Here is a 13,734-nt window from a genome sequence, read left to right as displayed (position 1 = left end):
CTAAAACTTTTCTTTTTCATAATCTCCAGCAAGGGCACTGTCTATACAGTGCTCTTGCTTTTTATGTTATAATATTTCTTGATATGACACTTTATATTATTGCTAATCCTCATTCAGGAAATCGTAGTGCCAAAGAAGTTATTACAAGGTTGAAAAATGAATTGAATCAAGAGATGGCTGTTTTTCTGACGCGGTATCCAGATGACGAAGAAAATCAAGTCAATGATGTTTTAGAGACCTTTCAACCTGAGAAAGATAGATTATTGATTCTTGGTGGTGATGGCACCTTATCCAAAGTTTTATATTACCTGCCAGCTGATATTCCCTTTGCGTATTATCCAATGGGATCAGGAAATGATTTTGCGCGTGCTCTTGGATTGAAAAAAGAATTAACACACCTTATTGAGTCGACTAAGCAAGCTCCAAAAGAAATTACGGTTTATACTTACCAAAATGGCTTGGTTTTAAACAGTTTAGATTTGGGGTTTGCTTCTTGGGTTATTAATCATGTTGAACAGTCTCAGCTAAAAGCTAAACTGAACAAATATCATTTAGGAAAATTGACTTACATCCTAACAGCGATTCAATGCTTGATTAAGAAACCAGCTTTTGCTTCACTTTGTCTAGAGACAGAAGCAGGAGAAGTCCTTGAACTTAGAAATCAGTTTTTCTTTTCGCTGGCTAACAATACTTACTTTGGTGGTGGTGTTATGATTTGGCCACATGCCACAGCTTATTTGGAACAGCTAGACTGCGTGTATGCCAAAGGTGAAACCTTGTGGGAACGTGTGCTTGTTTTATTAAGTTTAGTTCTTAAAGTACATGAGCATTCCCCTTACCTGCAGCATCATCCCTACAAAAGTGTGACCATAAAAAATCCTGAAAAAAGTTTAATTGAGATTGATGGTGAAATCATGTCGTTTGATGAAGTCACATTAACGCCGCAAAAACGTTATATTTATTTGTAAAGGAGAAATCATGTACGAAATCGGAAGTCTTGTTGAGATGAAGAAACCTCATGCGTGTACCGTTAAAGCAACTGGCAAAAAAGCCAACGAGTGGGAAGTGATTCGCATTGGAGCAGATATTAAAATTCGTTGCACCAATTGTGATCATATTGTCATGATGAGCCGTCATGATTTTGAACGCAAGTTGAAGAAAGTATTATAATATTTAAAATCATTAAGTCTGCGCATATAGCGGGCTTTTTTAAGTGATTTTATGCTATAATAGTTGTGATTGAATAAATTTAACGGAGACTAATAAAATATGGCTTTAACAGCAGGTATTGTTGGTTTACCAAACGTCGGAAAATCAACTCTTTTTAATGCGATTACTAAAGCAGGTGCGGAAGCTGCTAACTATCCTTTCGCGACAATCGATCCTAATGTTGGTATGGTAGAAGTTCCTGATGAACGCCTACAAAAATTAACTGAGCTTATCACCCCTAAAAAAACAGTCCCAACAACATTTGAATTTACTGATATTGCAGGTATCGTAAAAGGGGCTTCTCGTGGTGAAGGTCTTGGTAACAAATTCCTTGCTAACATCCGTGAAGTTGATGCGATTGTTCACGTTGTTCGTGCTTTTGATGACGAGAACGTTATGCGTGAACAAGGGCGTGAAGATGCCTTTGTTGACCCACTTGCTGACATCGATACTATTAACTTGGAATTGATTCTTGCTGACTTGGAATCTGTTAACAAACGTTATGCGCGTGTCGAAAAAGTAGCACGTACACAAAAAGACAAAGATTCTGTTGCAGAATTTAACGTTCTTCAAAAAATCAAACCAGTACTTGAAGATGGTAAATCAGCTCGTACAATTGAATTTACAGAAGATGAACAAAAAATTGTTAAACAATTGTTCCTTTTGACAACAAAACCAGTTCTTTACGTAGCAAACGTTGACGAAGATAAAGTTGCTAATCCAGACGATATCGAATACGTAAAACAAATTCGTGAATTCGCAGCAACTGAAAATGCTGAAGTTGTTGTTATCTCAGCGCGTGCAGAGGAAGAAATCTCTGAACTTGATGATGAAGATAAAGAATTCTTCCTTGAAGATCTTGGATTGAAAGAATCTGGTGTCGATCGTTTGACTCGTGCAGCTTACCACTTGCTAGGTCTTGGAACTTACTTCACTGCAGGTGAAAAAGAAGTTCGCGCTTGGACATTCAAACGTGGTATTAAAGCTCCTCAAGCAGCTGGTATCATTCACTCTGACTTCGAACGTGGATTTATCCGTGCGATTACAATGTCTTATGATGATTTAATCAAATACGGTTCAGAAAAAGCTGTTAAAGAGGCAGGTCGTCTTCGTGAAGAAGGGAAAGAATATGTGGTTCAAGATGGTGACATCATGGAATTCCGCTTTAACGTCTAAGCTAACTAATAATTGAAAATCAAATGAGGTTGGAAAAATTTTTTCCAGCCCTTTTGACATTTGAAAGGAAAAAATAATGGTAAAAATGATCGTTGGTCTGGGAAATCCAGGCAGTAAATATCACGAAACGCGCCACAATATCGGATTTATGGCAATTGATCGTCTAGCTAAAGATTTGAATGTGACTTTTTCAGAAGACAAAAACTTCAAAGCAGAAGTTGGCTCTGCCTTTATCAATGGTGAAAAAGTGTACTTGGTCAAACCAACTACATTTATGAATAATTCAGGAATTGCGGTACATGCTTTGCTGACTTATTATAATATTGCCATTGAAGATTTTATGGTGATTTATGATGACCTAGATATGGAAGTCGGGCGTATTCGTCTTCGTCAAAAAGGCTCAGCTGGTGGTCATAATGGTATCAAGTCAATTATTGCACACACAGGGACACAAGCGTTTGACCGTATTAAAGTTGGGATTGGACGTCCTAAACAAGGTCGCTCAGTTGTTGACCATGTGCTTGGAAAATTTGACAAGAATGACTATATCACAGTCACTAACACACTAGAAAAAGTTAATGATGCTGTTCAATTTTATTTACAGGAAGCTGATTTTGTAAAAACAATGCAAAAATTTAATGGGTAAATCTATGAATATTATCGATTTATTTAGCCAAAATAAGCTAATCCAAAGTTGGCATGCAGGCGTGTCTAATCTTGGTAGACAGCTTATTATGGGTTTGTCGGGAGCAAGTAGAGCTCTTGCTATAGCTTCAGCTTATCAAGCTAATGAAGAAAAAATAGTGATTATCACCTCAACTCAAAATGAAGTTGAAAAATTGGCTAGTGATTTATCTAGTTTGATTGGTGAGGATAAGGTTTATACGTTTTTTGCGGATGATGTTGCTGCTGCAGAATTCATTTTTGCTTCGATGGATAAAGCTCATTCTCGCTTAGAAGCTTTGAATTTTTTACAAGATAAAAAACAATCAGGTATCTTGATTACGAGTCTAGTTGGTACTCGTGTTTTGTTGCCAAATCCTAAAACTTACTCAGAAAGTCAATTGAATTTTCTTGTCGGAGAGGATTACAACCTTGACAAGGTTGTAAAGGTCTTGTCAAACGTTGGTTATCAAAAAGTTTCTCAGGTTTTGAATCCTGGCGAGTTTAGCCGACGTGGTGATATTGTCGATATCTATGAGATTACAGCAGATTATCCGTACCGCTTGGAATTCTTTGGTGATGAAGTTGATGGTATTCGTCAATTTGATGCACAGACTCAAAAATCTCTTAGCAATGTTGAACAAGTAACGATTTATCCAGCAGATGAGTTGATTTTGTCAGAAGATGACTTTGCTAGAGCTAGTCAAGCTTTTGAGAGGTATCTTGAAACTGCAAAGGATGACCAACAAGCTTATTTGAGTGAACTTTACGCAGCTACACAAGAGCAGTATAGACATCAAGACATTAGACGTTTTTTGTCTCTCTTTTATGCTAAAGAGTGGACACTTCTCGATTATATTCCAAAAGGGACACCAGTCTTCTTTGATGATTTTCAAAAGTTGGTTGACCGCAATGCTAAGTTTGATTTAGAGGTTGCTAATCTATTGACAGAAGATTTACAGCGTGGTAAAGCTGTGTCAAGTTTGGTTTACTTTGCTGATATTTATAAGGAATTACGTCAATACCAACCAGCAACCTTCTTTTCAAACTTCCATAAAGGATTGGGAAATCTGAAATTTGATAAATTACACAATTTCACCCAATACCCGATGCAAGAATTCTTCAATCAATTTCCACTTTTGATTGATGAGATTAATCGTTATCAAAAATCAAAAGCCACTATTTTAGTTCAATCAGATACGCAGCATGGTTTAGAACGTCTACAAGAGAACCTGCAAGAATATGGTTTGGATTTGCCGATAGTTGGTGCAAATGATTTACAAGAACATCAAGCTCAATTAGTAGTTGGCAATTTATCAAATGGTTTTTACTTTGCTGACGATAAAATTGTTTTAATCACTGAGCACGAAATTTATCATAAAAAAGTCAAACGTCGTATTCGTCGTTCAAATATCAGCAATGCAGAACGTTTGAAAGATTACAATGAGCTTTCTAAGGGTGATTATGTGGTTCACCATGTTCATGGAATCGGTCAATTTTTAGGAATTGAAACCATTGAAATTCATGGGGTACACCGTGACTATTTAACGATTCAATACCAAGGATCTTCAACGATTTCTCTTCCTGTGGAACAAATTGAAAGTCTATCAAAATATGTTTCTGCTGATGGTAAAGAGCCAAAAATCAACAAATTGAACGATGGACGTTTCCAAAAAACGAAACAAAAGGTTTCTAAACAAGTTGAAGATATTGCTGATGATTTGTTGAAACTATACGCAGAACGTAGTCAACTGAAAGGTTTTGCCTTCTCACCGGACGATGACTTGCAAAAAGAGTTTGATGACGACTTTGCTTACGTAGAGACAGAAGACCAACTTCGTTCTATAAGAGAAATCAAACACGATATGGAAGAAGAAAAACCGATGGACCGACTTTTGGTTGGTGATGTTGGTTTTGGTAAAACGGAAGTTGCTATGCGTGCCGCCTTTAAGGCTGTTAAAGACCACAAACAAGTAGCCGTTTTGGTGCCGACTACCGTGCTTGCTCAGCAACACTTTACAAATTTCTCAGAGCGTTTTGAGAATTATCCTGTTGCCGTTGATGTGCTTAGTCGTTTCCAAAGTAAAAAAGAGCAGACAGCCACTTTGGAAAAATTGAAAAAAGGTCAAGTTGATATTATTATCGGAACTCACAGACTTTTATCTAAAGATGTAGAGTTTGCAGATTTGGGCTTGATTATTATCGATGAAGAACAACGTTTTGGCGTTAAACACAAGGAAAAACTAAAAGAGCTTAAGACTAAAGTTGATGTCTTAACCTTAACAGCAACTCCAATTCCTCGTACCCTTCACATGTCTATGCTTGGTATCCGTGATTTATCTGTGATTGAAACACCACCGACAAATCGTTACCCTGTTCAGACTTATGTTTTGGAAACTAATCCTGGGTTGATTCGCGAAGCCATTATTCGTGAAATTGATCGTGGTGGTCAAATTTTCTACGTTTACAATCGTGTTGATACGATTGATCAAAAAGTTTCTGAATTACAAGAATTGGTGCCTGAAGCAAGTATTGGATTCGTTCATGGTCAAATGAGTGAAATTCAGCTTGAAAACACCTTGATGGACTTTATTGAGGGTGTTTACGATGTTCTCGTTGCCACAACGATTATTGAGACAGGTGTTGATATTTCTAACGTCAATACCTTGTTCATTGAAAATGCTGACCACATGGGCTTGTCAACCTTGTATCAACTTCGTGGTCGTGTTGGTCGTTCTAATCGTATTGCCTATGCTTATCTCATGTACCGTCCAGATAAGATTTTGACTGAAGTCTCTGAAAAACGCTTAGATGCCATCAAAGGATTTACAGAGCTTGGTTCTGGGTTCAAAATTGCCATGCGTGACTTATCTATTCGTGGTGCAGGAAATATCTTAGGTGCTTCACAGAGCGGTTTTATTGATTCTGTCGGTTTTGAGATGTATTCTCAATTATTAGAAGAAGCGATTGCTAAGAAACAAGGTAAATCTCAAGTACGTCGTAAGAGTAATGCTGAAATTAACCTCCAAATCGATGCTTATCTTCCAAGTGAGTACATTGATGACGAGCGTCAAAAAATTGAAATTTACAAACGTATCCGTGAAATTGAGAGTCTTAAAGATTACCAAAGTTTACAAGATGAATTGATTGACCGTTTTGGAGAATACCCAGATCAAGTCGCTTACCTTCTTGAGATTGGTCTTGTGAAATCCTACATGGACAATGCCTTTACAGAACTTGTTGAACGTAAAGATAATAATCTTTTGGTGCGTTTTGAAAAAGCTTCGCTACAACATTATTTGACTCAAGATTATTTTGAGGCTCTTTCTAAGACAGATTTGAAAGCCCGAATCGGTGAGAACCAAGGTAGAATTGAAATTACCTTTAATGTTAGAGGTAAAAAGGACTATGAAATTTTAGAAGAACTCCAAAAATTTGGTAGCATGCTAGCTGAGATTAAAGCAAGAAAAGCTAAATAAGACTAAATGTCAAAGCCTTTTGACAGTAGAAAGCTAGTTTAGCAAAGAGATTTTATGGTAAACTTTTTGGTAAAGTTTAGACTGGTATTGTCAAGGAGGTCAAAATGGAATTTGAACGCAGATTAGCTGAATTGAGAAGAGAAAAGAATCTCTCTCAAGAAGAGTTAGCAGAAAAACTTTATGTTTCACGTCAAACAATTTCCAATTGGGAGAGGGGCAAGACTTACCCTGATATCAATTCACTTTTGTTGATGGCTAATTATTTTGATGTTTCCTTAGATCATCTAATTAAAGGAGATGTTGATATTATGAAACATCAGGTGGACCAGTCGCAATTTAAGAAATGGCTTATTCTTGGAGGAATTTCTTGGTTTATTTTTTCAGTTGTGTTTGGAACACGTTATTTATTTGATAAAGGGCAAGTAGTTGCCATTTTGACTTTATTAGTAATGCCAGTTGCTTATTCTCTTTTTCAAATATTATATATTGTAAAAAATCGCGAACTTCAGACTTATGCAGACATTCTCAATTTTTTTAATCCAGAGAAAAAGGTTAAGATAAACTTTTTTAGAGAGGTGTGGTTTGTCTTTAGTTTGTTAACTGTCACTTGGCTTATTTTCTTTGTTGGAGTTGTCGTTTCTACCCTAGTTTTTTATTAAAACACCGTCTATCTAACTTTAGTAGAACTAAGAGAGCGCAAGCTCTCTTTTTATTACATTATCTTAACAAACAGATTGAAAACATCTATTTTCTGAAAAAAAGTGATAAAATAGAAAAGATTGCGAGGTAGAATATTATGAGATTAGATAAATATTTAAAAGTATCCCGTATTATAAAACGCCGTCCAGTTGCTAAAGAAGTAGCTGATAAAGGGCGTATTAAAGTAAATGGTATCTTAGCTAAATCATCAACTGATTTAAAAATTAACGACGAAGTTGAAATTCGTTTTGGAAATAAATTACTGACAGTGCGCGTTTTGGAAATGAAAGATAGTACCAAAAAAGAAGACGCCACTAAGATGTATGAAATTATTAATGAAACAAGGATAGAAGCGGATGGAGAAGCCTAATATCGTTCAATTGAACAATCAATACATCAATGATGAAAACACCAAAAAACGTTACATGGAAGAAGAAAATCGTAAACGTAATCGTTTTATGGGATGGATTTTGATTGTTGTTATGTTGTTGTTTATTTTGCCAACTTACAACCTAGTTAAAAGTTACCAAACATTACAAGAGCGTAAAGATAAAGTTGTGTCACTTCAGAAAACTTACGACAATCTTGTTGTTGAAACGGACGCTGAAAAAGTTTTGGCTAATCGTTTGAAAGATGAAAATTATGTTGAGAAGTATGCTCGTGCTAAATACTACTTATCACGTTCAGGCGAAACGGTTTATCCATTGCCAAATCTATTACCAAAATAATATGGAAAATTTAATCGAAACTATTGAAAAATTTTTAGCTTATTCTGATGAAAAGCTAGAAGAATTGGCTGAAGAAAATCAAAAATTACGAGAAGAAAATCATCAATCAACTAAAAAAGAATGAAAGGAGGAGCCAATGAAAAAACTATTCGCAGTGATGCTAATACCATTTTTCTTGACTTCTCTTTCTGTTGTTAGTACCGAAAAAAATGTTGATTTAAGTAATGCAGCAAAATACCAATTGACAGCTGGTGTGGCAGCATCGACAACTTACTTTGATGCTGTGCCATCAAATCCAGTCCTTGCTAAAACTAGCGAGATTTATAAAGATAGTAATCTAACAGTTGTTTCTAGAACAATCGCTGCTAATAGTCAATTGGATATTGTTAGTATTCTGATTAATGATAACTCTCAACCTGTTTTTGAGCTATCAGATGGTAATTATATTGAAGCTAGCCGCCAGTTGATTTACGATGATGTTATTCTTAGCCAAGAGTCACTGTCAGAAAACTACTGGCTAAGGGAAGGCTTTCAAGTTTATCAATCACCATATGTGGTTGGAACACAAGAAGTGAAGACAGATTTAAACGCTTATTCAGCAGTTACTGTTTCACAAAAAGCGACAACTCATCATGGAACTTATTATAAAGTTGATGGTAAAGGATGGATTAGCGAAGAAGCTTTGTCTGATACTGATAACCGTATGGAAAAAGTTCAGCAGGTTCTCAATCAGAAGTACAATAAAGGTAACTATTCCATCTACGTTAAACAACTGTCAACCCAAGAAACAGCAGGGATTAATCCTGATACAACAATGTATGCAGCTAGTGTTGCCAAATTAGCGACACTGTATTACGTTGAAGAAAAAATTCAGGATGGCAGTGTTAAGATGGATGATAAACTAAAATACACTGCTGATGTGAATACCTTTGCTAAAGCTTATAACCCAAGCGGTAGCGGAAAAATTAGCAAAACAGCTGATAATAAGGATTACAGCGTTGAAGATTTATTAAAAGCTGTATGTCAGAACTCTGATAACGTTGCGACAAATATTTTAGGTTATTATGTCGCTAAACAATATGGTGAACATTTCACCTCAGACATTAGTGCTGTAACCAATACTAATTTTGATATGAAGACACGTGAAATGTCTTCTAAAACAGCTGCTGATTTAATGGAAGCTATCTATCAGCAAAATGGAGATATTATCTCATATCTATCATCAACAGCATTTGATAATGCACGTATCTCTAAAGATATTAATGTTCAGGTAGCTCACAAAATCGGTGATGCTTATGATTACAGACACGATGTTGCTATCGTTTATGCTAATCAACCTTTTATTTTGTCAATTTTTACAGATAAAGCTTCTTACGACGATATTTCAAATATCGCTAATGACGTTTACAACATTTTGAAATAAGTGAAGTCTTATGTATGATAAATTAGTAAAAGAAATTCAAAAAAAGGCTTATTTTGCCAAACATAAAAAAGTTTTAATAGCTGTATCAGGTGGAGTAGATTCTATGAATCTGCTACACTTTTTGTATATATACCGAAAAAAACTCGGAGTAGATATTGCCATTGCTCACGTGAATCATAAACAACGTCTTGAGTCAGACACTGAAGAAGCTTATTTGCGAGAATGGGCAAAAGAGCACCAAATTCCGATTTATGTAGCCTACTTTTCTGGGGCTTTTTCGGAAACAGCTGCGCGTGATTTTCGTTACAAGTTTTTTAAAGAGTTGATGGCTGAGCATTCTTATACAGCGCTTGTAACAGCACATCATGCCGATGACCAAGCTGAGACGATTTTTATGCGACTGTTACGTGGCAGTCGTTTACGCCATTTATCAGGAATGCAAACCGTGAATGCATTTGGTGATGGTGAATTGATTCGACCATTTTTGGCATATTCTAAAAAAGAGTTACCTGATATCTTCCACTTTGAGGATGATACCAATCGCTCTTTAGATTTTTTGAGAAATCGTATTAGGAATCGTTATTTTCCAATTTTAGAGGAAGAAAATCCTAAATTTAAACAAGCCCTTCGTTATCTTGGAAATGAAAGTCAGCAACTTTTCCAAGCTTTTCAGGATTTAACAAAGGATATTGATCCAACAAATTGTTCTCAATTTCTAGCTCAGACTCCTGCAGTTCAAGCCCTTCTTTTTCAAAATTACCTTGAAAACTTTCCTGAATTGCAAGTGTCTCATGGACAGTTTGAGGAAATGTTGCATCTTTTAAGAAATAAATCTAATGCTAACTATCATGTGAAATCAGATTACTGGCTAGTTAAAGATTATGAAACATTTCAAGTGAAAAAAATCAGCCCTAAGACCGATGGGGAACTAGCTCAAAAGATGCTAGAATATAACAGTATAGTCAATTATGGTCAGTTTCAATTTCAATTTGTTAGCAAAGATAAGGAAGGCATAGCCATTTACAGTTTAAATCCTATTCTTTTGAGAAAAAGACAGGAAGGTGACCGCATTGATTTTGGAGATTTTTCGAAAAAATTGCGTAGGCTTTTTATCGATGAGAAAATTCCAAGTCAAGAACGTGCTAATGCTATTATCGGCGAGCAGGATGGAAAAATTATTTTTGTCCAGGTTGCTGATAAAACTTATTTGAGAAAACCCTCTAAACATGATATAATGGAGGGCAAATTGTATATTGAAAAAATTAGAAATAGGTGATGTCATGCTTGAACAAGATATTGAAAAAGTGTTGTATTCTGAAGAGGAGATTATTGCCAAAACCAAAGAATTAGGCGCACAACTTACAAAAGACTATGAAGGTAAAAATCCTCTATTAATTGGTGTTTTGAAAGGTTCTGTACCTTTTATGGCAGAATTGATTAAACATATCGACACACATGTCGAAATTGATTTTATGGTTGTCTCTAGCTACCACGGCGGAGTAAAAAGCAGTGGTGAAGTAAAAATCCTTAAAGACGTTGATACGAACATTGAAGGTCGTGATGTTGTCTTTATCGAAGATATTATCGATACAGGTCGTACTCTAAAATACCTTCGTGATATGTTCAAATACCGTAAAGCAAATTCAGTAAAAATCGCAACCCTTTTTGATAAACCAGAAGGTCGTGTTGTTGACATCGAAGCTGACTATGTCTGCTACGATGTTCCAAACGAATTTATTGTAGGGTTTGGTCTTGACTATGCTGAACGTTACCGTAATTTACCATATGTTGGCGTTTTGAAAGAAGAAATCTATTCAAATTAGTAGAAAGTCGTTAGTCATATATGAAAAATAACAAAAATAATGGCTTTGTTAAAAATTCCTTTATTTATATTCTTGTTATTATTGCGGCAATTACCGCATTTCAATACTATTTGAGAGGAACAAGTACACAAAGCCAGCAAATTAATTACTCGACTTTGGTTAAACAAATTAAAGCGGGTGATATTAAATCGATTACTTACCAGCCAAACGGTAGCATTATTGAAGTAAGTGGTAAGTATTCGAAACCTAAAAAGACAAAATCAAGTGCCTCTCTTCCTTTCTTAGAAGGAAATAACTTAACATCAGTTACTGAGTTTACATCAATTATTTTACCAAGTGATTCCTCTATTGATACACTTACTAAAGCAGCTCAAAAAGCTGACGTTGATGTAAACATTAAGCAAGAAAGTTCAAGCGGAGCTTGGCTATCTTTGGCACTAACTTATCTTCCACTTATTCTAGTGATTGCCTTCTTCTTCATGATGATGAATCAAGGTGGTAATGGTGCACGTGGTGCGATGAGTTTTGGTAAGAATCGTGCTAAGTCACAAAATAAAGGTGATGTTAAAGTAAGATTCTCAGATGTTGCTGGAGCAGAGGAAGAAAAACAAGAACTTGTTGAAGTTGTTGATTTCTTGAAAAATCCTAAGAAATATAAAGCACTCGGTGCTCGTATTCCAGCCGGAGTCCTTCTTGAAGGCCCTCCAGGAACAGGTAAAACATTACTTGCGAAAGCTGTCGCTGGTGAAGCTGGCGTCCCATTCTTCTCAATTTCAGGTTCTGATTTTGTTGAAATGTTTGTGGGTGTCGGTGCGAGTCGTGTTCGATCACTCTTTGAAGATGCTAAGAAAGCTGAACGTGCGATTATCTTTATCGATGAAATCGATGCTGTTGGTCGCAGACGTGGTGCTGGTATGGGTGGCGGAAATGATGAACGTGAACAAACTCTTAACCAACTCCTTATTGAAATGGATGGTTTTGAAGGAAACGAAAACATCATTGTTATTGCCGCAACTAACCGTAGCGATGTCCTAGACCCTGCTCTTTTACGTCCAGGGCGTTTTGACCGTAAGATTCTTGTAGGAAGTCCAGACGTTAAAGGACGTGAAGCTATTCTTCGAGTACATGCTAAAAACAAACCATTGGCAGAAGATGTTAACTTAAAAGTTGTTGCACAACAAACCCCTGGATTTGTCGGTGCTGATCTTGAAAATGTCTTGAATGAAGCTGCCTTGGTTGCTGCACGTCGTAATAAAACTAAAATTGATGCTTCAGATATTGATGAAGCCGAAGATAGAGTTATTGCAGGTCCTTCTAAGAAAGACCGTACTATTTCACAACGTGAACGCGAAATGGTTGCTTACCATGAAGCTGGACACACAATTGTTGGTTTAGTGCTTTCAAGTGCTCGAGTTGTCCATAAAGTTACAATTGTCCCTCGTGGACGTGCTGGTGGATACATGATTGCTCTTCCAAAAGAAGATCAAATGTTACACTCTAAGTCTGATCTTAAAGAACAATTAGCTGGTTTGATGGGTGGACGTGTTGCAGAAGAAATTATTTTTAATGCTCAAACAACTGGTGCATCAAATGACTTTGAACAAGCAACTCAATTGGCTCGTGCCATGGTAACCGAATATGGTATGAGTGAAAAACTAGGCCCAGTCCAATATGAGGGTAATCATGCTATTATGGCAGGTCAAGTTTCACCAGAAAAATCATACTCACCTCAAACAGCACAAATGATTGATGATGAAGTTCGCGCACTTCTAAATGAAGCACGTAATAAAGCGGCTGATATTATTAATAATAATCGTGAAACTCATAAACTTATTGCTGAAGCACTTCTTAAATATGAAACACTTGATGCTGCACAAATTAAATCTATCTATGAAACAGGTAAAGTTCCTGAAGAATTAGAAAACGATACAGAAGAAGCACACGCTCTTTCATATGATGAAGTCAAAGAAAAAATGGATGATTCTGAAGAATAATCTACATAATAGGTAGAAAACAGTCAGAAAAGACAAAAGAAGGCTCGTAGAGCCTTCTTTTTTTATCTCCCAATAGAAAAGTAGTGCTCAAATAATATGCTTAAAAACGGGCTTATTAGCTGCTAATATGAAGGTGGCTAGAATAAATCAAAAAAAGCTAAAAAACCTGTTGACAGAGGAAATGAAGTTTAGTATACTAAATAAGCTGTTGTTTGAGGCAGCAAACATTTCAGAAGGCTTTAAAAAAACTTAAAAAAAGTTCTTGACAAAGCGTGATAGAAATGATAAACTAATATAGCTGTTGTTCGAGAGGGCGACGGCAACAAATTTGAAAAGAACTTGAAAATTTCTTGAAAAAAGATGTTGACAAAGCGTTTCAAATTTGATAGAATATAGAAGTTGTCTCTGATGAGACAAAGACCTTTGAAAACTGAACAATACGAACCAAACGTGCGGGTTACGGAAGTAACCTGTCAAAAACGATAAATCTGTCAGTGACAGAATGAGAACAAGATTAAATGAGAGTTTGATCCTGGCTCA

The 13,734-nt window shown here is 36.1% G+C and carries 13 protein-coding genes; all 13 read left to right on the top strand.

The window, feature by feature from the left end:
* Positions 1–83: 83 nt before the first annotated feature.
* The gene (locus tag E0E02_RS02530; protein ID WP_133017766.1) at positions 84–968 is read left to right on the top strand and encodes a diacylglycerol kinase family protein; all 885 of its coding nucleotides are present in this window, start codon (positions 84–86) and stop codon (positions 966–968) included.
* Positions 969–978: 10 nt separating this feature from the next.
* Entirely contained in the window at positions 979–1,170 is a 192-nt protein-coding gene (locus tag E0E02_RS02525; protein ID WP_006531193.1) for a DUF951 domain-containing protein, read from the top strand.
* Positions 1,171–1,269: 99 nt separating this feature from the next.
* The gene (gene ychF / locus E0E02_RS02520) at positions 1,270–2,385 is read left to right on the top strand and encodes a redox-regulated ATPase YchF (RefSeq protein ID WP_074564732.1); all 1,116 of its coding nucleotides are present in this window, start codon (positions 1,270–1,272) and stop codon (positions 2,383–2,385) included.
* A gap of 76 nt (positions 2,386–2,461) precedes the next feature.
* Positions 2,462–3,031, top strand: a complete 570-nt coding sequence (gene pth / locus E0E02_RS02515) for an aminoacyl-tRNA hydrolase (protein WP_074564734.1) — start codon at positions 2,462–2,464, stop codon at positions 3,029–3,031.
* A gap of 4 nt (positions 3,032–3,035) precedes the next feature.
* Positions 3,036–6,527 carry a transcription-repair coupling factor gene (gene mfd / locus E0E02_RS02510; RefSeq protein WP_133017807.1) on the top strand — a complete coding sequence of 1,164 codons (3,492 nt, stop codon included), beginning with the start codon at positions 3,036–3,038 and terminating at the stop codon, positions 6,525–6,527.
* 104 nt (positions 6,528–6,631) lie between these two features.
* On the top strand, positions 6,632–7,186 hold the full coding sequence (locus E0E02_RS02505; RefSeq protein WP_074869672.1) for a helix-turn-helix transcriptional regulator: 555 nt from the start codon (positions 6,632–6,634) through the stop codon (positions 7,184–7,186).
* A gap of 137 nt (positions 7,187–7,323) precedes the next feature.
* Entirely contained in the window at positions 7,324–7,596 is a 273-nt protein-coding gene (locus tag E0E02_RS02500) for an RNA-binding S4 domain-containing protein (protein ID WP_006531199.1), read from the top strand.
* On the top strand, positions 7,583–7,954 hold the full coding sequence (locus E0E02_RS02495) for a septum formation initiator family protein (protein WP_006531200.1): 372 nt from the start codon (positions 7,583–7,585) through the stop codon (positions 7,952–7,954). The genes E0E02_RS02500 and E0E02_RS02495 overlap by 14 nt, the downstream gene beginning before the upstream one ends.
* Position 7,955: 1 nt before the next feature.
* Positions 7,956–8,078, top strand: a complete 123-nt coding sequence (locus E0E02_RS02490) for an SP_0009 family protein (protein ID WP_020915958.1) — start codon at positions 7,956–7,958, stop codon at positions 8,076–8,078.
* A 12-nt stretch (positions 8,079–8,090) separates the two neighbouring features.
* Positions 8,091–9,377, top strand: a complete 1,287-nt coding sequence (locus E0E02_RS02485; RefSeq protein WP_133017765.1) for a serine hydrolase — start codon at positions 8,091–8,093, stop codon at positions 9,375–9,377.
* A 10-nt stretch (positions 9,378–9,387) separates the two neighbouring features.
* On the top strand, positions 9,388–10,653 hold the full coding sequence (gene tilS / locus E0E02_RS02480; protein ID WP_133017764.1) for a tRNA lysidine(34) synthetase TilS: 1,266 nt from the start codon (positions 9,388–9,390) through the stop codon (positions 10,651–10,653).
* Positions 10,654–10,657: 4 nt separating this feature from the next.
* Positions 10,658–11,200: a hypoxanthine phosphoribosyltransferase gene (gene hpt / locus E0E02_RS02475; RefSeq protein WP_074561122.1), complete on the top strand. Its 543-nt coding sequence runs from the start codon at positions 10,658–10,660 to the stop codon at positions 11,198–11,200.
* Positions 11,201–11,220: 20 nt separating this feature from the next.
* A complete protein-coding gene (gene ftsH / locus E0E02_RS02470) occupies positions 11,221–13,194 on the top strand; it encodes an ATP-dependent zinc metalloprotease FtsH (RefSeq protein WP_133017763.1) in 1,974 nt (657 codons plus the stop codon).
* Positions 13,195–13,734 lie beyond the last annotated feature (540 nt).

This window comes from Streptococcus sp. KCJ4932, assembly GCF_004352745.1.
GTDB classification, from domain to species: Bacteria; Bacillota; Bacilli; order Lactobacillales; family Streptococcaceae; genus Streptococcus; species Streptococcus ruminicola.
The sequence above is the reverse complement of the archived record's forward strand: the minus strand, read 5'-3'. Positions and strand labels throughout refer to the sequence as shown.

What these genes read in the sequence shown, in the direction of transcription:
- E0E02_RS02530 (WP_133017766.1), top strand. Translation starts at nt 84, where the DNA reads ATGACACTTTATATTATTGCTAATCCTCATTCAGGAAATCGTAGTGCC.
- E0E02_RS02525 (WP_006531193.1), top strand. Translation starts at nt 979, where the DNA reads ATGTACGAAATCGGAAGTCTTGTTGAGATGAAGAAACCTCATGCGTGT.
- ychF (WP_074564732.1), top strand. Translation starts at nt 1,270, where the DNA reads ATGGCTTTAACAGCAGGTATTGTTGGTTTACCAAACGTCGGAAAATCA.
- pth (WP_074564734.1), top strand. Translation starts at nt 2,462, where the DNA reads ATGGTAAAAATGATCGTTGGTCTGGGAAATCCAGGCAGTAAATATCAC.
- mfd (WP_133017807.1), top strand. Translation starts at nt 3,036, where the DNA reads ATGAATATTATCGATTTATTTAGCCAAAATAAGCTAATCCAAAGTTGG.
- E0E02_RS02505 (WP_074869672.1), top strand. Translation starts at nt 6,632, where the DNA reads ATGGAATTTGAACGCAGATTAGCTGAATTGAGAAGAGAAAAGAATCTC.
- E0E02_RS02500 (WP_006531199.1), top strand. Translation starts at nt 7,324, where the DNA reads ATGAGATTAGATAAATATTTAAAAGTATCCCGTATTATAAAACGCCGT.
- E0E02_RS02495 (WP_006531200.1), top strand. Translation starts at nt 7,583, where the DNA reads ATGGAGAAGCCTAATATCGTTCAATTGAACAATCAATACATCAATGAT.
- E0E02_RS02490 (WP_020915958.1), top strand. Translation starts at nt 7,956, where the DNA reads ATGGAAAATTTAATCGAAACTATTGAAAAATTTTTAGCTTATTCTGAT.
- E0E02_RS02485 (WP_133017765.1), top strand. Translation starts at nt 8,091, where the DNA reads ATGAAAAAACTATTCGCAGTGATGCTAATACCATTTTTCTTGACTTCT.
- tilS (WP_133017764.1), top strand. Translation starts at nt 9,388, where the DNA reads ATGTATGATAAATTAGTAAAAGAAATTCAAAAAAAGGCTTATTTTGCC.
- hpt (WP_074561122.1), top strand. Translation starts at nt 10,658, where the DNA reads ATGCTTGAACAAGATATTGAAAAAGTGTTGTATTCTGAAGAGGAGATT.
- ftsH (WP_133017763.1), top strand. Translation starts at nt 11,221, where the DNA reads ATGAAAAATAACAAAAATAATGGCTTTGTTAAAAATTCCTTTATTTAT.